The 22054-nt window shown below is 62.3% G+C and carries 16 protein-coding genes and 1 pseudogene; 13 read left to right on the top strand and 4 right to left on the bottom strand.

Features of this window, described 5'->3' with window-relative positions; translation table 11 throughout:
* Window positions 1-667 precede the first annotated feature (667 nt).
* From LOY67_RS28570 to treA, 8 genes and pseudogenes are all read left to right on the top strand, one after another.
* Window positions 668-1438, top strand: a pseudogene (locus LOY67_RS28570) (methyl-accepting chemotaxis protein); the annotation flags it as partial.
* The gene (locus LOY67_RS15830; RefSeq protein ID WP_413776136.1) at window positions 1371-3431 is read left to right on the top strand and encodes a methyl-accepting chemotaxis protein; all 2061 of its coding nucleotides are present in this window, start codon (window positions 1371-1373) and stop codon (window positions 3429-3431) included. The pseudogene LOY67_RS28570 and the gene LOY67_RS15830, both read left to right, overlap by 68 nt.
* A 35-nt stretch (window positions 3432-3466) precedes the next feature.
* Window positions 3467-4273, top strand: coding sequence for a CheR family methyltransferase (locus LOY67_RS15825; protein WP_265063386.1), 807 nt, complete (start codon window positions 3467-3469; stop codon window positions 4271-4273).
* On the top strand, window positions 4266-4778 hold the full coding sequence (locus LOY67_RS15820; protein ID WP_265063385.1) for a chemotaxis protein CheD: 513 nt from the start codon (window positions 4266-4268) through the stop codon (window positions 4776-4778). The genes LOY67_RS15825 and LOY67_RS15820 overlap by 8 nt, the downstream gene beginning before the upstream one ends.
* Window positions 4775-5836, top strand: a complete 1062-nt coding sequence (locus LOY67_RS15815) for a protein-glutamate methylesterase/protein-glutamine glutaminase (RefSeq protein WP_265063384.1) — start codon at window positions 4775-4777, stop codon at window positions 5834-5836. Before LOY67_RS15820 ends, LOY67_RS15815 begins: the two co-directional genes overlap by 4 nt.
* Window positions 5837-5918: 82 nt before the next feature.
* A complete protein-coding gene (locus tag LOY67_RS15810; RefSeq protein ID WP_265063383.1) occupies window positions 5919-8456 on the top strand; it encodes a bifunctional diguanylate cyclase/phosphodiesterase in 2538 nt (845 codons plus the stop codon).
* A 365-nt stretch (window positions 8457-8821) separates the two neighbouring features.
* Window positions 8822-9790, top strand: a complete 969-nt coding sequence (locus LOY67_RS15805; RefSeq protein ID WP_265063382.1) for an IS110 family transposase — start codon at window positions 8822-8824, stop codon at window positions 9788-9790.
* A 1403-nt stretch (window positions 9791-11193) separates the two neighbouring features.
* Window positions 11194-12819 carry an alpha,alpha-trehalase TreA gene (gene treA, locus LOY67_RS15800; RefSeq protein WP_265063381.1) on the top strand — a complete coding sequence of 542 codons (1626 nt, stop codon included), beginning with the start codon at window positions 11194-11196 and terminating at the stop codon, window positions 12817-12819.
* A 54-nt stretch (window positions 12820-12873) separates the two neighbouring features.
* Here treA and LOY67_RS15795 read toward each other — a convergent pair whose 3' ends face one another.
* Window positions 12874-14583 (bottom strand): amidase, encoded by a 1710-nt coding sequence (locus tag LOY67_RS15795; RefSeq protein ID WP_265063380.1) that lies wholly within the window; start codon window positions 14581-14583, stop codon window positions 12874-12876.
* Between the two features lie 369 nt (window positions 14584-14952).
* Between LOY67_RS15795 and LOY67_RS15790 the strand changes: the two genes are divergently transcribed.
* Both LOY67_RS15790 and arsJ read left to right on the top strand, forming a co-directional pair.
* Entirely contained in the window at window positions 14953-15963 is a 1011-nt protein-coding gene (locus tag LOY67_RS15790) for an ArsJ-associated glyceraldehyde-3-phosphate dehydrogenase (protein WP_265063379.1), read from the top strand.
* A complete protein-coding gene (gene arsJ / locus LOY67_RS15785; RefSeq protein ID WP_265063378.1) occupies window positions 15960-17177 on the top strand; it encodes an organoarsenical effux MFS transporter ArsJ in 1218 nt (405 codons plus the stop codon). The genes LOY67_RS15790 and arsJ overlap by 4 nt, the downstream gene beginning before the upstream one ends.
* Window positions 17178-17181: 4 nt before the next feature.
* Here arsJ and LOY67_RS15780 read toward each other — a convergent pair whose 3' ends face one another.
* The 3 genes from LOY67_RS15780 to LOY67_RS15770 form a co-directional block, all read right to left on the bottom strand.
* Entirely contained in the window at window positions 17182-17601 is a 420-nt protein-coding gene (locus LOY67_RS15780; protein WP_265063377.1) for a DUF6691 family protein, read from the bottom strand.
* A gap of 2 nt (window positions 17602-17603) precedes the next feature.
* Window positions 17604-18041, bottom strand: a complete 438-nt coding sequence (locus LOY67_RS15775) for a YeeE/YedE family protein (protein ID WP_413776135.1) — start codon at window positions 18039-18041, stop codon at window positions 17604-17606.
* Between the two features lie 72 nt (window positions 18042-18113).
* On the bottom strand, window positions 18114-18566 hold the full coding sequence (locus tag LOY67_RS15770) for a hypothetical protein (protein WP_265063375.1): 453 nt from the start codon (window positions 18564-18566) through the stop codon (window positions 18114-18116).
* Between the two features lie 515 nt (window positions 18567-19081).
* Between LOY67_RS15770 and LOY67_RS15765 the strand changes: the two genes are divergently transcribed.
* The 3 genes from LOY67_RS15765 (at window position 19082) to LOY67_RS15755 (ending at window position 22006) form a co-directional block, all read left to right on the top strand.
* Complete coding sequence (locus LOY67_RS15765) at window positions 19082-20875, top strand: PAS domain S-box protein (protein WP_265063374.1); 1794 nt, start codon at window positions 19082-19084, stop codon at window positions 20873-20875.
* 2 nt (window positions 20876-20877) lie between these two features.
* Window positions 20878-21258: a response regulator gene (locus tag LOY67_RS15760; RefSeq protein ID WP_265063373.1), complete on the top strand. Its 381-nt coding sequence runs from the start codon at window positions 20878-20880 to the stop codon at window positions 21256-21258.
* 229 nt (window positions 21259-21487) lie between these two features.
* Entirely contained in the window at window positions 21488-22006 is a 519-nt protein-coding gene (locus tag LOY67_RS15755) for a hypothetical protein (protein WP_265063372.1), read from the top strand.
* Window positions 22007-22054: the final 48 nt, after the last annotated feature.

Raw genomic sequence — 22054 nt, 5'->3', positions numbered from 1 at the left:
CCATATGTTGATCGACATCGAAACGGCCCACAGTCATTTCAAGACGCAGGTCCAGGAGTGGAAGAACATTCTTCTGCGTGGCCAGGACCTCCAGGGCTTCGAAAAATACCAGAGCCGTTTCGCAGAGGAAGAGGGCCGGGTACAGGCGCTGCTTGGCAAGGTGCGGGAGCAGTTGCAAGCGCAGCAGCTCGACGGCAGTGAAGTGGCAAAGTTGATCGATCACCACGCCGAACTGGGGCGACGTTATCGTTTGGCGCTGGACAGCTTCGACCCGCAAGCGGTGAATCCGGGCCAACTTGTCGACCGTCAGGTCCAGGGCATCGACCGTTCCACCAGCGACGGATTCCAGGCGCTCGTCGCGCAGGTCGAGGCGCGGGTGCAACAACAGGCGGCACGGGAAACTGTCCTTGCCGAGGCGCACTTTACCCATATGCGCAACTTTTCCATGGCGCTGATACTGGCCGGCCTGATCAGTGTCCTGATCCTGGCTGTCGGGGTAATCCGCCGCCTTGGCAAAGGCCTGCGGGCGGCCATGGGCAGTGCCCGGCATCTGGCCGAGGGCAAACTGGACTTTGAGGTGCAATACACGGCCAACGATGAGTTGGGCGAGTTGTTGAGGTCCATGCAGGATACCGGCGGACAGCTCAATCGCATCATTGGCGAGGTGCGTGATGCCGCGCATGCCCTGGCCGGTGCTTCGGAGGAAGTGTCGGCTACCGCGCAATCGCTCAGCCAGACCGCCAGCGAGCAAGCCGTCAGCGTCGAAGAGACCTCCACCTCGGTGGAGCAGATGTCCACCTCCATCGAACAGAACACCGGCAATGCCAGGATCACCGAAGGCATGGCCGGCAATGCCGCCCGGCAAGCCATCGAGGGCGGCGAGGCGGTCAAGGACACTGTCCGGGCGATGAAAAGCATCGCCGAGCGGATCGGCATCATTGATGACATCGCCTACCAGACCAACCTGTTGGCCCTCAACGCCGCCATCGAAGCCGCCCGCGCCGGCGAGCATGGTAAGGGCTTTGCCGTGGTCGCCGCCGAAGTGCGCAAGCTGGCCGAGCGCAGCCAGGTCGCGGCCCAGGAAATCGGTGAAGTCGCCAAGGGCTCGGTGGCGCTGGCTGAACGCGCCGGCAGCCTGCTCGAAGGGATCGTGCCCGGTATCGCCAGGACCAACGAGCTGGTGCAGGAAATCGCCGCCGCTTCCCAGGAGCAATCCAGCGGCGCGGGCCAGATCAACATAGCGGTGAACCAGCTCAACCAGATCACCCAGCAGAACGCCTCGGCCTCCGAGGAACTGGCCGCCACCGCTGAGGAAATGAGCGGTCAGGCCGAGCAACTGCAACAACTGATGAGCTTCTTCACCCTGAGCGATGCCTCGGCTCCAAGCCTTGCGAATTCCTTCAAAACGCGCCGAGAGGCCACCTATGCACGTACTTGATCGATTGTCTTTACCCGGCAAGTTTTCAATGCTGGCGTTGCTGTGCCTGGCGCTGATCGCTGCGCCGACTTCGTTGTATGTGCTGGGCGCCTTGAGTCAGAGCCGTCAGGCAGTGCAGGAAGCTCGCGGCATGCAGCCGGTGCAGGAATTGTTGCATCTGGTGCAACTGACCCAGCAGCATAGCGGCCTTGCGTCCGCTGTGCTGGGTGGTAACCGTGGACTGCTTGACACCAGGCAGAAGAAACAGGCCGAGGTGGAGCGCGCCTTCGAGCAAACCGAACGGGTGTTGAATCAATCCCAGGTTCCCTCCAACCTCGTGGATGCGTTTGGACAGGTGCGCCGGCAATGGGGCGAACTGGCCAGGCAGGTCTCGGGCGCGACCATCGACGGTTCGCAAAGCCTGGCGGCCCATGCCCGGTTGATCGCGGCCGCTCTGCAAGTCGAGGATGGGCTGCTCGATCATTTCGAGTTGTCGCTGGACCCGATCTTCGAAACCTATTACCTGATGAGCGGCACGATGGTTGACCTGCCGCAGACCGGCGAGTTGCTTGGACAGTTGAGTGCCACCGGCGCCCTGTATCTGGCGCAAGGGCAGATCCAGCCGGAGCAGCGTGCGAAGCTGAGCAGCCTGACGACCCAGGTCCTGGACAGCTTTGACCAGTTGAACCGCGCGTTCACCAAGGCCAACGCCGCCAGCCCTGAGTTCAATGCGCTCTTGAGCACGCCCCTGGCAACACTGCGCCCCCAGGTCGAGCAAGCGTTGAAGCTGACCGACACCCAATTGATTTCGGCCAGCGAACCCGGTTATCCGGTGGCCGACTACATCGCGACCTATGCCAGGACGGTCGACGCGTTGTATGCCTTCAACCGGCCGGCGTTGGCCGCGCTCGCCGCTGCGCTCGAGGCACGCCGTGACGGTGCCTGGCACGACATCCTGTTGATGTGCGCCGGCCTGTTGGTGATGTTGCTGGTCGGTGCGGTGCTGGCAACCTCGATGGTGCTGCGGCTGCTCAAGCAGATGAGCGTGGCCTTGCAGGCCGCCGAACGTATCACGGCGGGCGATCTGAGCCATCCGGTCGATGCGCTCGGTATGGACGAGCCGGCGCGCTTGCTGCAAGCCTTGCAGCATATGCAGGAAGGATTGCGCGAGACCGTCAAGCGCATCGTGAACTCCGCCAGGCGCCTGGCGTCGACCGCCGCAGAGTTGAGCACCGTGACCCAGGACGCCAGCCATGGCCTGACGCGACAGAGCGGTGAGCTGGACCAGGCTGCCACCGCCGTCACCGAGCTGACCAGCGCCATCGAGGACGTCGCACGCAATGCCGTCTCGGCTTCCCAGGTGTCCGAATCTGCCGACCAGTGCTCCCACCAGGGCCAGGAGAGTGTCGGACGTACCGTCGGTGCCATCGAGTCCCTGGCCGGTGATATCGAGCACACCACCGATGCCTTGCAGCATCTGGCGCGGGAGATCGGCGGCATCACTTCCGTGCTGGATGTCATTCGCGGCATCGCCGAACAGACCAACATGCTGGCCTTGAACGCCGCGATCGAAGCGGCGAGGGCGGGGGAAAGCGGGCGCGGTTTTGCCGTGGTGGCAGACGAAGTCCGGGCACTGGCGCAGCGGACCCAGGAGTCAACCCGGCAGATCGAGAGCATCATCGGCTCGGTCAAGACCGGCAGCGAGCAAGCCCTCGGCGCCATGCAGAACAGCAACGGCAAGACCCGCGACACCCTCGAAGTCGCGCGCGAGGCGGGCGCCGCCCTGGGCGCCATTGGCGCGGCCATCGTGCAGATCAATGAACGCAGCCAGAGCATTGCCAGCTCCACCCAGGAGCAGTCCCATGTGGCCCGCGAGGTCGACAGCAATCTGCTCAACATCCGCGACGTTTCCACCCAGGCGGCCAGTGCGGCGAACCAGACCCACGCGTCGAGTCGCGAGCTGGCGGGCCTGGCCGACGAGCTGGATGCCATGGTCAAGCACTTCATTGTCTGAGGGTCTCATGAGTCGACCGCGAGGAATCCGTCGGGATGAATAACCTGGTGCTCTCCGATAAGGAGTTCGCGCAATTTCGCGACTTGATCTTCGAGATCGCCGGTATCCGCATGTCCGACGCCAAGAAGCCGCTGGTCAGCGGCCGCCTGGCTAAACGCATCCGCCAGCAGGGGTTGTTCAGCTACGGTGACTATTTTCGCCTGCTGCTGAGCGAGCGCACGGAATTGCAGGTGGCGGTGGATCTGCTGACCACCAACGAAACCTATTTTTTCCGCGAACCCAAGCATTTCGATTTCCTGCGTGAGCGGATCCTGCCGGAACTGGCCAGTCGCTCCACGTTGCGCATCTGGAGCGGTGCCTGCTCCAGCGGCGAGGAACCCTACAGCATCGCCATGACCCTGGCCGACGTGCTGGGCAACCGTCCCTGGGAAGTGCTCGCCTCGGACCTCAGCCTGCGGGTGCTGGAAAAGGCCCGAGGCGGGCTGTACCGCATGGTCGATGCCGAGGATATCCCGCGACCGCTGCTGGCCCGGTATTGCCTCAAGGGGGTCGGCGAGAACGCCGGCAGCCTGCTGATCGAGCCGGCCCTGCGTAACCGCATGACCTTTCGCCAGGTCAATCTGAATGCGACATTGCCCGACCTGGGCCAGTTCGAGGTGATTTTCCTGCGTAACGTGATGATCTATTTCGACCTTGAGACCAAGCGTCAAGTGATGCAGCGTCTGCTTCCACTGCTGAGGCCGGGCGGCTATTTCATTGTCAGCCATTCCGAGAGCCTGAACGGCGTCTGCGACGGGTTGAAGGTCGTTTCTCCATCCATTTACCGGAAGCCTCATGGGTAGACTCGAGAGCATCGTCGAGATTTTTCTGCAACCGGGAGAACTGTATTTCGGTGATCGTCATACGCGTATCCACACTTTGCTGGGCTCCTGTGTGTCCCTGGTCTGCTGGCATCCCGAGCGGCGGGTCGGTGGCATGTGTCACTTCATGCTGCCGACCCGACCTCTTTCCTCGGCAAGCAGGTTGGACGGGCGTTATGGTGACGAGGCCATCGAGCTGATGTTGCGCCAGTCCCGCCGTCATGGCGTCGCACCCATGGAGTTGCGCATCCACCTGTTCGGTGGCGGCGACATGTTCCCGGGGATGGACAGGGAAAAACACAGTCAGGTGGGCCGGAAAAACGTTGAAGCTGCCCGCCAATTGTTGCAGGCCCACGGTCTGACCAGCAGTGGCGATCATGTTGCGGGGGTTGGGCACCGCAGCCTGATCTTCGATCTGTGGAGCGGGCAGATTGCGCTCAGGCATATTTCACCTACGCTGGACATACGCCAGGGTAGACGCGCATGAAGCCCATCAAGGTAATGATCGTCGATGATTCCGCAGTCGTGCGTCAGGTACTCTCCGCCATGCTCGCCGAACACCCGCAGATCGAGGTGATCGGTGTGGCTGCCGATCCGCTGTTCGCGTTGGAGAAAATGCAGCGCCAGTGGCCTGATGTATTGGTATTGGATGTGGAAATGCCGCGCATGGATGGCATCACGTTCCTGAAAAAACTGATGGCCGAACGCCCGACTCCCGTGGTGATCTGCTCGACCCTCACCGAAGCCGGTGCCCAGACCACCTTGCAGGCATTGGCGCAGGGTGCGGTGGGCATCGTCTGCAAACCCCGCTTGGGGCTCAAGCAGTTTCTCCACGACGCCGCCGATGAACTGGTCCGGGCCATCCAGAGCGCGGCACGGGCCAACCTGCGGCGCCTTGCGCCCCAGGCTGCGGTCAAGACGCCCGCTGAGGCCGCATTGCCGGCTGTCGGTCACGCCATGACGCAGACCACCGAGACACTGGTCGCCATCGGCACTTCCACCGGCGGTACCCAGGCCCTGGAGGCCATACTCACGCGCCTGCCACGGGTATGTCCGGGCCTGGTCATCGTCCAGCACATGCCGGAGCGCTTTACCGCGGCGTTTGCCGAACGCCTCAATCAACTGTGCCAGATCGAAGTGCTCGAAGCGCGCCACGGCGACCGGGTCATGCCGGGGCGGGCGCTGATCGCGCCGGGCGGGCGGCACATGCAACTTACCCGCAGCGGCGCCCAGTATCAGGTGGAAGTGCGCGACGGCCCGCTGGTCAGCCGGCATCGTCCCTCGGTCGACGTGCTGTTCCGCTCCACGGCCCGCGTGGCCGGCGGCAATGCCCTGGGCATCATCATGACCGGCATGGGCGACGACGGTGCCCGTGGCCTGAAGGACATGCGCGACGCCGGCGCCCGCACGGTGGCCCAGGACGAAGACAGTTGTGTGGTCTTTGGCATGCCGAAAGAGGCGATCAAGCTTGGCGCGGCGGAACGGATCCTGACGCTCAATGATATTCCCGCAGCGATCCTGTCCGGTGTGGCCGGCTGGCGCTGAAGACAACCTTGTACCCCACCCGATCCGGAAAGCGTGTATCAAGTGCGACAACTGTCCTGTGAAACAAACCGAGGTAGCGAACATGACTGACCAGCTGCCCTTGAACCGCCCGCTCGACGACAGTGCTCCCGACGGGCAAGCGGATACCGATGCAGAGCCGTTGCTCAACGACCAGTCGGCATTTCGGACCCTGGCCGAGAATACGCCGGATACGATTGCCCGCTATGACCGCCAATGCCTGCGCATCTATGCCAATCCGGCCTTCGCCCGCATCGCCGGCGTCTCCGTCTCGGCCCTGCTCGGCAAGAAGCCCAGCCACCTCAGCAATTCCCCCCAGGTGCTGGCTTACGAGGCGGTGTTGATGAAAGTGCTGCACAGTGGCCAGCCTGACGATTACGAGTTGGCCTGGCCGGATGCCGACGGTCGCCTGGTTACCAGCCATATCCGCATCGTTCCCGAACGGACGGCCAATGGTGAGGTGGTCAGCGTGCTGGCGGTGGGGCGCGATATCACACCCTTGCGGCGTACCGAGCAGGAGCTGCGGATCAGGGAGCAGGAGTTCCGCACCCTGGTGGAAAATTCGCCGGACGTCATTGTGCGCTATGACCGGGACGGCCGGCGGGTCTACATCAACCCTGCCTATGAGCGCTTGTATGGCATTGCCGCCGAAAAGGTCCTTGGCACCCTCAGTACCCACGGCAGTCCGCTGCCGGACGGTGTTTCGACGCGTTATCACGAGGGCATCCTGAATATCTTGCGCGGTGCCCGGCCCGAGGCGGTGGAGGCCACCTGGACCAAGGCCAATGGCGAACAGATCGTCCAGCATGTCCAGGCCGTGCCGGAGTTCGACCAGCATGGCCAGGTCACCAGCGTGCTGACCATCGCCCGCGACATCTCCGCGCTCAAGGACACCGAGCAACGCCTGGAGCAGGCCGAGGCCATGGCGCGCCTGGGGCATTGGCAACTGGACCACCAGCGTGGCACCTTGCGGCTGTCGGCTGAGCTGTGTCGCATGCTCGATCGGGCACGGGGCTGGGCACCGTGCCCGAAGGATATCCTCGCGCTGATTGTGCAGGAAGATCGTGGACGGGTACTCAGGAGCATCCGCCAGGCTGTCTCCCAGCGCAGCACGTCCCTGGCGCTGGAATATTGCGTCATGGTCGGCGAAGAACGCCTGCACCTGCATTCACGGCTGAGCGTGGAGTACGCCGCCGACGGCACGCCGCTGCAAATGCTCGGCACCGCCCAGGATGTCAGCGAACTGAAGGCCTACCAGACGCGCCTGCACACCCTGGCGTTCTACGATGCGCTGACCGAGCTGCCCAACCGTGAGCTGTTCAAGGAGCGCCTGCAGCACGCGTTGATCCAGGCCGATCGCAGTGGTCGCCAGGTGGCGGTGGGGATTCTCGACCTCGATAACTTCAAGGTGATCAACGACACCCTCGGTCACGGCGCCGGTGACGAGTTGCTGCGGGAGGCCGCCATACGCTTGCGCGACTTTCTGCCCGGAACCGATACCGTTGCACGCCTGGGCGGGGACGAGTTCGCGCTGATCCTGCCCCAGCTCGTTCCCTCCCTCGACCTGGAAGACCTGGGCAGGAGAATCCTGCAGGCGGTGACTGGCATCTACCAGATTCAGGGCCGGGAGATCTTCGTCTCCGGCAGCCTCGGCATCGCCCGCCATCCGGTGGATGCCGATAACATTGTCGAGCTCCTGCGGTATGCCGATTCGGCCATGTACTACGTCAAGGCGCGCGGACGCAACAACGTTCAGCTCTACTCGGCGCGGCTGACCCAGCAGACCACTGAGCGTCTGGCGATGGCGGCGAGCCTGCGCCATGCGCAGCAGAATGGCGAACTGGCGCTGCACTATCAGCCGCAGATCGACCTCGCCAGCGGACGCCTGATCGGCGCCGAAGCGCTGTTGCGCTGGAGCCATCCGCAGCATGGGCAGGTTCCGCCGGACACATTCATCCCCATTGCCGAGGAAACCGGGTTGATTGTCGGTATCGGAGAATGGGTCCTGGAAAATGCCTGTCGCCGCGCCGTGGCCTGGAACCGTGATGGTCGCAGCCCGCCGCTGAAAATGGCCGTCAACCTGTCGCCACGGCAGTTCCAGATGAACGATTTGCTGGCCTCGATCCGCCGGATCCTGGCAGATACCGGCTGCGAGCCGGGCTGGTTGGAGCTGGAGATTACCGAAGGCCTGCTGCTGGACAACAACATCCTCGTCCAGGAAACCCTCGAACAGCTCGATGCCATGGGCATTTCCATTGCCATTGACGATTTCGGCACCGGCTATTCGGCGCTCAGCTACCTGAGTCGCTTGCCCATCGGAACACTGAAGATCGATCGCTCCTTCATCCACGACATCGAACACAACCGCGACAGCGCCGAACTGGTCAAGGCAATCATCTCCATGGCCCACAGCTTGCGCCTCGCGCTGGTCGCCGAAGGCGTCGAGGAGACTTCCCAGCAAGCGTTCCTGCAGTCCTACGGCTGTCACAGCGCACAGGGTTGGTTGTACGGCAAACCCATGCCGCAGGAGGATTTCGGCAACTTGCTGATGCTTGCAGCCGATGAACCCCGGGCGGTGCAGGCGCCCGATGCGAATCAATGATCCACCGCTATCGCGAGCAGACTCGCACCCACCGGGGATCTGGGGTGAACGCTAGATCTGTGAACGCCCGAAAAAACTGTGGGAGCGAGCTTGCTCGCGATGGCGTCGGCACAGTCACCATCTGAGCCAGCTGACCCACCGCTATCGCGAGCAGGCTCGCTTGTATGGTAGGACTTGAAGGGAGGAGGAGGGACAAGGTTCGCTTCTGACTGTTCGCAGCAGTACAGACCGTGGGAGATTTTACCCCTCCTCCTTTCACCCAAGCGCCGATAAAGAATGCATCTGGCCTAGACCGACGATAGGAACAAGCCTGCGCCTCTGGGTGAACCCTTCAAGTGTTCAAACCTTAGCCCGGAGAGTTTTCAATGGCAATGCCGGTTCCCCTCGTCAAGCCGATTGTAGGTGTGGATGTCGCCAAGGATGAGTTGGTGATGTATCACGCCGAAACCGATCAGCTTGAGATAGTCCCCAATAACAAAACTGCGATTAAGAAGTGGCTCAAGGCCTTGTCCATGCAGGTGGATATTGCCATCGAAGCCACCAATATCTATCACCTGGAGTTCGCCGATCTGGCTCACAAGGCCGGCTGCGTGATCTACATGGTCGGTGGCTATGAGCTCAGTCACTACCGCAAAGGCGTGAACGTGCGCGCCAAAACCGATGCACTGGATGCTCGCCTGTTGGCCCGTTACCTGAAGAACGAAGGCCAGGAACTGCATCCCTGGAACCCGCCATCGCCCTTGTATCGCCGGCTCGTAAGCCTTTTCCGACGCCGTGCGGCTGTGGTCCAGGCCCGTGTCAGTCTGAGCCAAAGCTGGGCGAACGAGCCGTTACTCAAAGCCGCGTTCAAACGCCAGATAGGCGCGATGCAACGGCTGGAAACCCTGGTCGAAAAAAAGATCCAGGATGAGCTGAAGGACGCAGGCTTGCTAGGTCAGCTCAAGCGCTGCATGAAAGTTGAAGGCATTGGCCTGTTGACCGGCGCCCGGTTGCTCACCTCGTTTCAGCGGGGGGATTTCAAAAATGCCGATGCCTTCATCGCTTTTCTGGGGCTGGACCTGCGCATATCGCAATCAGGGCGAAAACAGGGTCGCCGCTGCTTGACCAAACGAGGTGATCCAGAAGCTCGCCGACTGCTGCACAACGCAGCGATGTCGGCAAGGCGCACGGAGCGATGGAAGGGGTTCTATGAGGCGTTGCTGGCACGGGGACTAAGTACAACTCAGGCCATGGTGGCGCTGTCGCGCAAGCTTGCCCGCGTAGTATTCGCTCTGCTGCAGAATCAGAGCGAATACCAGCCAGAAAGGCATTTGAAGGCTAGTCATGCACCATAGAATCTCCCACCGGGGATTCGAGGTGAACGCTAGATCTGTGAACGCCCGAAAAAACTGTGGGAGCGAGCCTGCTCGCGATGGCGTCGGCACAGTCAACATCCCTGCAAGCTGACCCACCGCTATCGCGAGCAGGCTCGCTCCCACCGGGGATTCGAGGTGAACGCTAGATCTGTGAACGCCCGAAAAAACTGTGGGAGCGAGCCTGCTCGCGATGGCGTCGGCACAGTCAACATCCCTGCAAGCTGACCCACCGCTATCGCGAGCAGGCTCGCTCCCACCGGGGATCTGAGGTGTACGCCGGATCTGTGAACGCCCGAAAAAAACTGTGGGAGCGAGCCTGCTCGCGATGGCGTCGGCACAGTCAACATCTGAGCCAGCTGACCCACCGCTATCACGAGCAAGCTCGCTCCCACAGGGAATCTGAGGTGTACGCCGGATCTGTGATCGCCCGAAAAAACTGTGGGAGCGAGCCTGCTCGCGATGGCGTCGGCACGGTCAACATCCCTGCAAGCTGACCCGCCGCTATCGCGAGCAGGCTCGCTCCCACCGGAGATCTGAGGTGAACGCTAGATCTGTGAACGCCCGAAAAAACTGTGGGAGCGAGCCTGCTCGCGATGGCGTCGGCACAGTCAACATCTGAGCCAGCTGACCCACCGCTATCGCGAGCAGGCTCGCTCCCACCGGGGATCTGAGGTTAACGCTAGATCTGTGAACGCCCGAAAAAAACTGTGGGAGCGAGCCTGCTCGCGATAGCGTCGGCACAGTCAACATCCCTGCAAGCTGACCCACCGCTATCGCGAGCAGGCTCGCTCCCACCGGAGATCCGAGGTGAACGCTAGATCTGTGAACGCCCGAAAAAACTGTGGGAGCGAGCCTGCTCGCGATGGCGTCGGCACAGTCAACATCTGAGCCAGCTGACCCACCGCTATCGCGAGCAAGCTCGCTCCCACCGGGGATCTGGGGTGTACGCCGGATCTGTGAACGCCCGAAAAAAACTGTGGGAGCGAGGTGAACGCTAGATCTGTGAACGCCCGAAAAACTGTGGGAGCGAGCTTGCTCGCGATGGCGTCTGCACAGTCAACATCCCTGCAAGCTGACCCACCGCTATCGCGAGCAGGCTCGCTCCCACAGGGGATCTGAGGTGTACGCCGGATTTGTGAACGCCCGAAAAAACTGTGGGAGCGAGCCTGCTCGCGATGGCGTCGGCAGAGTCAACATCCCTGCAAGCTAACCCACCGCTATCGCGAGCAGGCTCGCTCCCACAGGGGGGCTGAGGTGTGCTCCGGATTTTTGAACGCCCGAAAAACTGTGGGCCGGCGCCATCGGACCAGCGATTTAAATGAACCCAGTGTCATTCCCACCTGTCACTCGTTTGTCCAGGAACGACAACAGGGAGTCCACTGATGCGACCTTTGCATTTCACCAGCCTGTCCTTCGCCGTCGTGCTTTGCGCGGCCTGTTCCAGTCAACCGCCGGCAACATGGAGCTACGCCGATACCCAGGGACGGGCCAACTCGCCGCCTGACCAGGCCTACCCGGAGCTGTTCGAAGCGGTGCAGCGCGGTCAGGTGTTTACCGACCAGAAACACTTCGTCGACGCGCTGCCCAACCGCGACCCGGCGCAGATCCGTGCCGATTACCTGGCCCGCCGCGACAGCGCCGGCTTCGACCTCAAGGCCTTCGTGAAGGACAATTTCACCGAGTCCGGTCAAGCCGAAAGCCCGGCGCCGAAACCCGGCGCGCCGATCCGCGAGCACATCGACCATCTCTGGCCGGTGCTGAGCCGAACCTATCGGGAAGTGCCCCGGTACAGCAGCCTGCTGCCCTTGCCCCAGCCTTATGTAGTGCCGGGCGGGCGTTTTCGCGAGATGTATTACTGGGACTCCTATTTCACCATGCTCGGTCTCGAGCAAAGTGGCGACAAGGCCCAGGTGCGGCAGATGGTCGATAACTTCGCCTACATGATCGACACCTACGGCCACATTCCCAATGGCAACCGCACGTACTACCTGAGCCGCTCGCAGCCGCCGTTCTTTGCCTACATGGTGGAGTTGCAGGCGCACATCGAGGGTGACCAGGCCTACAGTCGATACCTGCCACAGTTGCAGAAGGAATACGCCTACTGGATGGCCGGCGCGCAGACCCTCAAGCCTGGCGCGGCCGCCCAGCACGTGGTCAAGCTGGCGGATGGCAGCGTGCTCAATCGCTACTGGGATGCCAGCCCGACGCCTCGGCAGGAGTCGTGGTTGCAGGACGTCAAGACCGCCGAGCAGACGCCGGACCGGCCGAAACAGGAGGTCTGGCGTGACCTGCGTGCCGGTGCCGAAAGCGGTTGGGACTTCAGCTCCCGCTGGCTGGGCGACAGCAAGGACCTGACGACAATACGTACCACCTCCATCGTGCCGGTGGACCTGAACAGCCTGATGTATCACCTGGAACGCACCATCGCCAAAGGCTGCGAGACCGTCCAGAACGTGCCCTGCGTCCAGACCTACGGCCAGCGCGCCGACCAGCGCCAGCGTGCCATCGAGCAACACTTATGGAAGGCCGATGGCGGTTATTACGTGGACTACGATTGGCTGCTGAAGCAGCAACGTCCCAACCTGACCGCCGCGACGCTGTTTCCGCTATACACCGGTCTGGCCTCAGCCGAGCGCGCAGATCGTACTGCCGATGCTGTACGCGCAGGCTTGTTGCGTCCGGGTGGCATCGCGACCACCCAGGTCAGCAACGGTCAGCAATGGGATGAGCCCAATGGCTGGGCGCCGCTGCAATGGGTGGCGGTGGAAGGTTTGAGCCGGTATCAGCAAACCGCGCTGGCGGAGCAGATCGGTACGCGCTTCCTGCAACAGGTGCAGAATCTCTATCGTGACGAAGACAAGCTGGTGGAGAAATACGACGTGTCCGGCGCGGGGCAGGGTGGCGGCGGGGGCGAATATGAGTTGCAGGATGGCTTCGGCTGGACCAACGGCGTCACGCTGAAGTTGCTGGAGAAATACGCCCCAGGCGCCGAATCCGGCGGTCATTGATGGCCTTGTTTGGGGACGTCAGGGTGACGGGGAAAGCCCCGTCACCCTTTGCTTTCAGCGAGTCGACAACGGCGGCGTACGCGGCGGTACCAAGCGTTTCGATCCGATGGACTCGAATGCCGAGGCCAGGCGCAGCAGCTTCGAGTCGTCATAGGCAGGACCGGCAAACGTCAACCCGACCGGCATGCCGATGTCCGCCATGACGCCCATCGGCACCGTGACGGTAGGCACGCCCAGGTGGCGGATGGCGAGGTTGCCGTTGGCGACCCAGACGCCGTTGCTCCAGGCGATGTCGGCAGAGGCCGGGTTGACGTCGGCGTCCGCCGGCCCGACGTCGGCGACGGTGGGGAAGATCACCGCGTCGAGTCCAAGCTGCTTCATCCAGTCTTCAAGGTCGATCTGACGGGTCTTTTCCAGCCCCCGCAGGCCGTCCGGCAAGGTCGGGATCTGGTTCCAGGGCGTGATACCGCGTTCGGCCATTTTCACGTATTCGTCCATGCCGGCGGCCAGGTCGTCCTCGCGGTTGGGCAGGGTGCCCGGGTCGTGAGGGAAGATCAGCGGGCCGTTCACGTCGGCCAGACGATTGAGTTTCGGATCACCGTTGGCCCGCAGGAAATCATCGAACGCCCAGGCCGACAGGTCCCACAGTTCGTGGTGGAGGAATTCCTTGGACACCAGGCCCCGGGTAAACACCGTCGGTGCGCCGGGACGGTCGCCCTCGCAGTTGGATACCAGCGGGAAATCCACCTCGACCACTTCGGCGCCACAGGCTTCGAGGGCTTTGCGGGCTTCCTCCCAGAGTGCGATCACCGACGGCCGGGTGATGATGCGTTGCCCGGTCGGACCGCCGATGCCGGGCGCTTCGGCCGTGCCGGCGTCGGGATCGGCGTTGATGTACATGCGCGGAACGCCGAAGCGGATACCTGCCAGTGCTGCAGAAGTGGCGGCGAGCGCCGGGTAGGAGGCGGGCCGCACGGTGTCGACGCTAGGAATGGGCACCCAGGGTTGCAGGCGCCACAGGTCACCGCGTGTGTCCGAGTCCTGGGCGACCACCACATCCAGTACTTCGAGCAGATCGGCCATGGTCCGGGCGTAAGGCACGACCACGTCCATCGTCGGCGTCAGCGGCCAGTTGCCGCGCACCGAGATCACGCCGCGCGAAGGCGTGTAGGCACACAAGCCATTGTTCGAGGCCGGGCCGCGTCCGCTCGACCAGGTTTCTTCGGCCAGGCCGAATGCCGCGAAACTGGCCGCCGTTGCAGTGCCGGCGCCGTTCGAGGAGCCCGATGCAAACGGTGCGGTGAGATAGTCGCCGTTGTACGGGCTCTCGGCACGGCCATACACGCCGCGCTGCATGCCGCCGTTGGCCATGGGCGGCATATTGGTCTTGCCCAGGCAGATCGCCCCGGCACCGCGCAGCCGCTCGATGGTGAATGCATCGCGGTAGGCAATCAGGTCCTTGAAGGCGGGACTGCCGGAGGCCGCGCTGAGGCCCTTCACCAGATAACTGTCCTTGGCGGTGTAGGGAATGCCATCGAGGGGACCCAGCGTCTTGCCCTGGGCCCGACGGGCATCGGACGCCTGTGCCTCCTGCAACGCCTCGGGGTTTCGCACCACGACTGCGTTGAGGGCGGTGGACGTGTCCGGCCCATCGTAGGCCTCGATCCGGGCGAGATAGGCCTGGACCAGCTCTACCGCTGTTGTCTGCCCGGATTCGAGCGCGGCGCGCAGTTGGGCAATGGAAACTTCAGTGATTTCAATCATGTTGTTATCGCTGCGGATGACGAGAGATGGAGGTTGGACACCCTGGGCCTCTCAAAATGGATTCTCATTCGATTGCCGCGCACTTTACTACGAGAGAGTGGCTGGAGGGTTCTCAAATCAACCACAGCACATTCGACATTGATGCAAGCTGGACCACCGCTATCGCGAGCAGGCTCGCTCCCACACTGGAGCTGCGGTGTATGCAGTATTTATGCACGACGCGGAACCCTGTGGGAGCGAGCCTGCTCGCGATGGCGGCGGCAACTGACCCACCGCTATTCCCAGTCCGCACCCGCGTGCAGCCAAGAGGGCTTCCCAATGCATACGGGAAAACATATATTCGGTTTTTCGCATATGGGTTCAGACAGCATGACGATCAAAGTGGGCATCAATGGTTTTGGCCGGATCGGTCGCCTGGCGCTGCGGGCCGCCTGGCATTGGCCGGCGTTCGAGTTTGTGCAGGTCAACGACCCGGCCGGTGACGCGGCCACCCATGCGCACCTGTTGAACTTCGATTCCGTGCACGGCCGCTGGAACCACCAGGCCGAGGCAGCCGGCGACGACATCCTTATCGAGGGCAAGCGGATCAAGGTGACGGGCAACAAGAACATTGCCGACACCGACTGGTCAGCCTGCGATCTGGTGATCGAAGCCAGCGGCAAGATGAAGACCGTCGCGGTGCTTCAGGCCTACCTCGACCAAGGCGTGAAGCGTGTCGTGGTCAGCGCCCCGGTGAAGGAGAAGGGCGCGCTGAACATCGTCATGGGCGTCAATCACCACCTGTTCAAACCCGCCGAGCATCCCATCGTCACCGCCGCGTCCTGCACCACCAACTGCTTGGCACCGGTGGTCAAGGTCATCCACGAAAAGCTCGGCATCCGCCACGGCTCGATCACCACCATCCATGACCTCACCAACACCCAGAGCCTCCTCGATCAACCCCACAAGGACCTACGCCGCGCCCGTGCCTCGGGCATGAGCCTGATCCCCACCAGCACCGGCTCGGCTACCGCCATCGCGGAGATCTTCCCCGAGCTGCGCGGGCGCCTGAACGGTCACGCCGTGCGCGTGCCCCTGGCCAATGCTTCGCTGACCGATTGCGTCTTCGAGGTCGAGCGAGCCACCACGGCCGAAGAAGTGAATCAACTGCTCAAGGACGCTTCCGAGAACGAATTGAAAGACATCCTCGGTTTCGAAGAGCGGCCCCTGGTATCCATCGACTACCGGACCGACCCGCGCTCATCCATCATCGATGCGCTGTCGACCCTGGTCATCAACGGCACCCAGGTCAAGCTCTATGCCTGGTACGACAATGAGTGGGGCTATGCCAACCGCACCGTCGAGCTGGCGCGGATGGTCGGTCTGGCCGGGCACCCATGAAAACCCTGGCGGCTCTCGCTCCAGAAGTGCGGCAATACCTGCTCGTCACCGGCAACTACTGGGCTTTCACCCTCACCGACGGCGCCTTGCGCATGTTGGTGGTGCTGCATTTTCACGCGTCGGGCTATAGCCCGCTGCAAATCGCTGCGCTGTTCCTGTTTTACGAACTCTTCGGCGTCATCACCAACCTGGTGGGCGGTTATCTTGGTGCCCGGTTGGGTTTGAACCGCACCATGAACATTGGTCTGGGCATGCAGGTGCTGGCATTGCTCATGTTGACGGTACCGGACGTGTGGCTGACCGTTCCCTGGGTGATGACCGCCCAGGCCCTGTCCGGGATCGCCAAGGACCTGAACAAGATGAGTGCCAAAAGCACCCTCAAGCTGCTGGTTCCCGACGGACAACAGGGCACGCTCTACCGGTGGGTGGCGATGCTCACCGGCTCGAAAAATGCCCTCAAGGGCGTGGGCTTTTTCCTCGGCGGCGCCTTGCTGGCTTCGATGGGGTTCAGCGGGGCGCTGCTGGCGATGGCCACTGCATTGGGACTGATCTGGATCGGCAGCCTGATCCTGCTGAAGCAGGACCTGGGCAAGGCGAAGGCCAAGCCCAGGTTTCGCGACCTGCTGTCCAAGAGCCGCGCGATCAATATCCTCTCGGCGGCGCGGATGTTCCTGTTCGGGGCTCGCGACGTCTGGTTCGTGGTGGCCTTGCCGGTCTACCTGAGCAGCGTCTTTGCCTGGGACTTCTGGAAGGTCGGCAGTTTCCTCGCCGCCTGGGTGATCGGCTACGGCCTCGTGCAGTCGTTCGCGCCTTACATCACCGGCAAGAAACGTGGGCATGTACCGGACGGTCGCGGCGCATTGCTCTGGGCGCTGGCACTGGCGGGCCTGCCTATGGCGATTGCGCTGGGCCTGGACAGCGGCCTGTCGCAACCGGCGGTGCTGCTCGGCGGGCTGGCAGTGTTTGGTGCGTTGTTCGCGGTGAATTCGTCCTTGCACAGCTACTTGATCGTGTCCTATGCCAAGGAGGACGGCGTGTCGCTGGACGTGGGGTTCTACTACATGTCCAACGCCATGGGCCGATTGATCGGCACGCTGCTGTCCGGCTGGGTGTATCAGGTTCATGGGTTGCAGGCCTGCCTATGGATCTCCAGCGGCTTTGTCCTGCTCGCCGCGCTGATTTCCATCGCATTGCCCCGTCACGCGGATCATTGAGATTTCAAGGGCGCCGGCGGTTTTCCAGAACAGAAAACACCGCCATGCCCGCCAGCATCGCCAACGTGAAGACAATGACCTGCCAGTGCCCGGTCAACAGTGTGGTCACGGCGGGGCCGGGGCAGATGCCCGCGATGCCCCAGCCGACGCCGAACACCAGGCTGCCGCCGATCAGGCGCCGGTCCAGTTCGCGCTTGACCGGTAACTGCATCGTGGCTCCCAGCAGCGAGCGCGATTGTCGGCTGGCCCAGGTCAGCGGACCGATGGCGACGCCAATCGCCCCGAGCATCACCAAGGCCAGGGACGGGTCCCAGGCGCCGCTCAAATCGAGGAAAGCCAACACCTTGGTCGGATTGGTCATGCCCGCCAGGAGCAAGCCGAGACCGAACAGCAGGCCAGCGATGAACGCAATCAACTTCAGCATGTTCAAGCTCCCAACCCATGGCGCAGGACAAACACGGTCACGAAGCCGCAGAACATGAAGCACACGGTGGCGACCATCGACCGCGGCGAGAGCCGTGAAATGCCGCACACCCCATGGCCACTGGTGCAGCCCGAGCCGTAGCGGGTGCCAATGCCTACCAACAGGCCTGCGACCACCAGCCCGACCCCGCCGGTCTGGAATTCGATCCGTGGCGCAAGGGCGAACAAACCCCACACCAGCGGCGCGACAAGCAGTCCCAGGAGAAACAGTACCTTCTCGCCCGCACCCTCGCGGCTGCGCTGCAAAAGGCCGCCAATCAGGCCGCTGACGCCGGCAATACGCCCATTGGCGACCACGAACAGGCTGGCAGCCAAGCCGATCAATGCGCCGCCTGCCAGGGATGACCAGGGTGTGAAGTTCAGCCAGTCGATGCTCATCAAGCTTCTCCGATCAGTGTTCCGGGCCGCTGTAGTGTACTTGCGATATTGCCCATGGCTGCAGTCGATGTTCTGTCACCGGCCGTTTACCAGAAACACCCCGTCCGTCGGTTTGAGCATCCATTTCGCGATGTCCACACCCAGTTTGCGAGTCAGTCCTTCCATCGCGCTGCATTCAGTGGTTTGCGCCGTGATGCCGGAGTGTGGGGTGTGCATCTGGCGCTGCGCTGTGAACTGCGCTGCCGGCAGCCCAGGCCGGTCAAGCACGGCACGAATGACCACGATGGTTGGGCCGCCGGCGCTGACGGTCACGATGTCGATGATCTCGATCTTCAGCGAAGGGGTGGCACCCATGCCGGCACCCGGCACGGAGAGCACGGATTTATGCCGCGCTTGCAGTTCCTCTTCCACCGCCTGGCGCAACGGGCCCGGCACGCCGCACGCATCATCGGACTCAGACAGCTGGATGCCCCGGTAACTCCCATACACGATCGGCGGCACCATCACGGTGTTGTGGGCAGCAGGCAAGGAAGGCGTTCGCTCACGCATTTGGGCATGTGACCCACAGGCAACCAGGAGGGCGCTTAGCGCTATCGCGATGCCTGTGCCGCGCGCGGATGTTCTTGTTTTCATGGTTTGACGAGGGGAGTCGTGGAGGCTGCGAGCATTGTCTGGCGTCACGCTGATATGAGCCTTACGTCAATGGGGCCAATGGGTGGAGGCCAGGTTTTTCGCCCGGCAACCGGGTGATGTGAGACGGGAGAAGCTACCACCCTACAAAACCATTTTGAAGCAACTGCTCGAAAGAGGCCGCCAGGACTTCACGCTCATCACGATCGGCTGCGTTTTTGAGTGCAGAACGGTTGTACCAAGTTAACCTGAACTCGTACGACGATTAGGGATCTAGACTCCATTGTAGCTGCATGCAAGATACCCCCACCTGACTTCAGAGTGCGTTGTTCGAGCCGGCACTGTCGACACGGGCATACGCATGGGGCGATGGACAGCAAGGGCAGGTTAGCCAGGTGGATCGAGGATCACTGATGTCAAACGTTGAAGAACTCCCCAGGGAAACACTGGTGCCGAGCGAGTACGAAAGCCTCGTCTCGATTGGTGCGAACGCGCTCGAGGCGATTCCCGGTGCGGTGTATCTGTGCGACCACGAAGGTTGGCTCGTCAGGTACAACAGTGAGGCGGCTGAGCTGTGGGGGCGCAGGCCGGAACTTGGGGTGAACGGGGATCGCTTCTGCGGTTCCCATCGCTTGTTCTTGACCGACGGTACGCCGTTGGCGTTCGAAGATTGCCCGACCGCCTCGGCGCTCAAGACGGGTGTTGTGACGCGCAACCAGGAAATCGTCATCCAGCGCCCGGACGGATCGCGATTCGTGGCGCTCATGAACATCCGGGCTTTGAAAGACCGGCGAGGGGTCATCCAAGGGGTGATCAATTGCTTCCAGGACGTCTCTGCCCAGCACGCCATGGCCGCGGAGCTTCGACGCAAGAGCGCCGACCTTGAGGACTTCTTCGAAAACAGCGCCGTGGGCCTGCATATCGTCAGTGGCGAGGGCATCATCCTGCGTGCCAACAAGGCCGAGCTGGCCCTGCTGGGTTATTCGGCAGAAGAATACATCGGCCGTCACATCACCGAGTTTCATGTCGATGAGCCGGTCATTGGCGACATTCTCAATAAACTGGGCAGTGGCGATTGCCTGGAGAACTACCCGGCGCGCTTGCGGGCCAGGGATGGCTCCATCAAGCATGTCACGATCACCTCGAATGGGCGGTTCGAGGACGGAAAACTCTTCAACACCCGATGTTTCACCCTTGACGTCACCCTCGCGCAGCGAATGGAAAACCAGGTTCGCGAGAGCGAACGGCATATGCGCAATGTGCTTGAAGCACTGCCCGCGGCGGTCTATACCACCGACGCGGAAGGCCGCATCACCTTCTACAACCGTGCGGCGGTCGAATTGTCCGGGCGCACCCCCGAGTTGGGCGACATGTGGTGCGTGACCTGGAAGCTGTTCAACACCGATGGAAGCCCGCTTCCCCACGACCAATGCCCCATGGCGGTGGCGTTGAAGGAGAACCGGGCGATTCGCGGTGCCGAGGCTATCGCCCAGCGCCCGGATGGCACCCGTGTGCCGTTCAACCCTTATCCCACGCCTCTCCATGATGCCGATGGCAACCTGGTGGGCGCGATCAACATGCTGGTGGACATTACCGAGCGCAAGCAGGCGGAAAACCGCCAGAAGACCTTGATCGACGAGCTCAATCACCGGGTCAAGAACACCCTGGCCACGGTGCAATCCCTGGCGGCCCAGACCGCACGCAATGCAGACGATGCCAAAGACGGCTACCGGCGGTTCGAAGCCCGGTTGCTGGCGCTGTCGCGGGCCCATGACCTGCTGACGAAACGGCATTGGGAAAATACCCCCCTGGACTCCCTGGCCAATGAAGTGCTGATGCCGGTCTTCGGGCTCGAGCCCGATCGCATCACGATCGAGGGCGCTTCCATCGACGTCGGCACCCGGGTGGCGCTCAACTTCACGATGACCCTTAACGAACTGGCAATCAACGCGCTCAAATACGGCTCGATGTCCGTCGAAACGGGCACGCTTTCGGTAACCTGGGACCTGCAGCCCCAGCCAGACGGCACGTTGCTGACCCTGGACTGGCGCGAACAGGGCGGACCACTGGTGGCCCGACCGGAGCGCGAAGGGCTGGGCTCGCGATTGATGAAGCGCTGCATCGAGCGCGACCTGGGAGGCAAGTTCGACCTGAGCTTCGCCCCGGAGGGGGTTTGCTGCCGTTTCTCGTTTCTGATCGGAGCCTAGGCATGGCTCCATTCGCTGGAGTCAGGGTGCTCGTCGTCGAGGACGAAGGCGCGATTGCCATGTTGATCGAGGAAATGCTGGAAGACTTCGGCTGTGAAGTCGTGGCCTCGGTTGCCCGGCTCGCAACGGCACAGGACCAGGCAAGCGCGGCGCTTATCGACCTGGCTATCCTGGACGTCAACCTGGCCGGCGAGCGGGTTTTTCCGGTGGCCGAGATCCTGCGCAATCGCGGCATCCCATTCCTGTTCAGCACTGGATACGGCGCCAGTGGTGTGCCGGGCGAATTCGCCGGGTACCCGGTCCTGCACAAGCCGTTTTCGGAAAGCGAGTTGCTGCAGAGGATGACTTTGGCGTTGCGCAATCGAGCGTCGACGTCGGCCTGATTTCCCTCCGTAAGCTGACCCAGCGCAATCGCGAGCAGGCTCGCTCCCACAGTTTTCCGAGGTGTTCCCAGAAGCAGCGTCCACCGCCAATCCCCTGTGGGAGCGAGCCTGCTCGCGATTGCGGCGGCACATTCAACTCGCCCGTGGTCGGCTAATGACAGGCTAATCAACCATGCTGTCGATGCGCTAATATCCGCGCTCACCTCCCGTACCTCGGACTTTCTCCTTCATGAAATTGCACCTGCTTACTGCCAGTTTATTCCTTGCCTGCACCCTGACTCACGCCGCCGAGCCGAAGTCCCTTCCAAAACCCTTGGAGGAACAGGTCAGGCATCTGGTGGCGCTCCTCAAGGACAGCTACGCCACGGGCTACCCTGAAGCGACGCTGATGCAGACGCTGGATACTGGAGAGGACAGCGAGGTAACGCTCGCGGTATTCACCATTGAAGGTTTCGGCATGGGCAACAATTACAGCCAATACCTGGCGGCTTTTACCCCTGAAGAAAACGAAGAAGGCAAGCAGCATTACAACTTGCTGGACGTGGTTCGCATCGGTGGCGATAGCTGGCGTTCGATCGATAAGCTGGACGCCAGACTGGTCAGCGATCCGGCGGGTGAGCAGACCTTGATCGATATTCCGGTCATGGAAAATACCGACGACGATGCACCGAATTTTCCTAGCCGGGCGGCCACCATTCACCTGTCGCTGGACGGGGCACAGTCGCTTCGGTTGGTGGAGTTGAAGTAGCGGCGTTTTGTCAGGACCTCGAAAACACCTCTTTTCATGTCCAGGTTT

The organism is Pseudomonas sp. B21-056, from assembly GCF_026016325.1.
Taxonomy (GTDB): Bacteria; Pseudomonadota; Gammaproteobacteria; order Pseudomonadales; family Pseudomonadaceae; genus Aquipseudomonas.
Note: the sequence above shows the minus strand (reverse complement) of the source record. Positions and strands in the feature narration are given on the sequence as shown.

Excerpts from the sequence above, each read along its gene's own strand:
- LOY67_RS15830 (WP_413776136.1), top strand. The coding sequence starts at position 1,371 with ATGCCTCGGCTCCAAGCCTTGCGAATTCCTTCAAAACGCGCCGAGAGG.
- LOY67_RS15795 (WP_265063380.1), bottom strand. The coding sequence starts at position 14,583 with ATGATTGAAATCACTGAAGTTTCCATTGCCCAACTGCGCGCCGCGCTC.
- LOY67_RS15820 (WP_265063385.1), top strand. The coding sequence starts at position 4,266 with ATGGGTAGACTCGAGAGCATCGTCGAGATTTTTCTGCAACCGGGAGAA.
- LOY67_RS15760 (WP_265063373.1), top strand. The coding sequence starts at position 20,878 with ATGGCTCCATTCGCTGGAGTCAGGGTGCTCGTCGTCGAGGACGAAGGC.
- LOY67_RS15810 (WP_265063383.1), top strand. The coding sequence starts at position 5,919 with ATGACTGACCAGCTGCCCTTGAACCGCCCGCTCGACGACAGTGCTCCC.
- LOY67_RS15790 (WP_265063379.1), top strand. The coding sequence starts at position 14,953 with ATGACGATCAAAGTGGGCATCAATGGTTTTGGCCGGATCGGTCGCCTG.
- LOY67_RS15755 (WP_265063372.1), top strand. The coding sequence starts at position 21,488 with ATGAAATTGCACCTGCTTACTGCCAGTTTATTCCTTGCCTGCACCCTG.
- LOY67_RS15765 (WP_265063374.1), top strand. The coding sequence starts at position 19,082 with ATGTCAAACGTTGAAGAACTCCCCAGGGAAACACTGGTGCCGAGCGAG.
- LOY67_RS15815 (WP_265063384.1), top strand. The coding sequence starts at position 4,775 with ATGAAGCCCATCAAGGTAATGATCGTCGATGATTCCGCAGTCGTGCGT.
- LOY67_RS15805 (WP_265063382.1), top strand. The coding sequence starts at position 8,822 with ATGGCAATGCCGGTTCCCCTCGTCAAGCCGATTGTAGGTGTGGATGTC.
- LOY67_RS15780 (WP_265063377.1), bottom strand. The coding sequence starts at position 17,601 with ATGCTGAAGTTGATTGCGTTCATCGCTGGCCTGCTGTTCGGTCTCGGC.
- treA (WP_265063381.1), top strand. The coding sequence starts at position 11,194 with ATGCGACCTTTGCATTTCACCAGCCTGTCCTTCGCCGTCGTGCTTTGC.
- LOY67_RS15825 (WP_265063386.1), top strand. The coding sequence starts at position 3,467 with ATGAATAACCTGGTGCTCTCCGATAAGGAGTTCGCGCAATTTCGCGAC.
- arsJ (WP_265063378.1), top strand. The coding sequence starts at position 15,960 with ATGAAAACCCTGGCGGCTCTCGCTCCAGAAGTGCGGCAATACCTGCTC.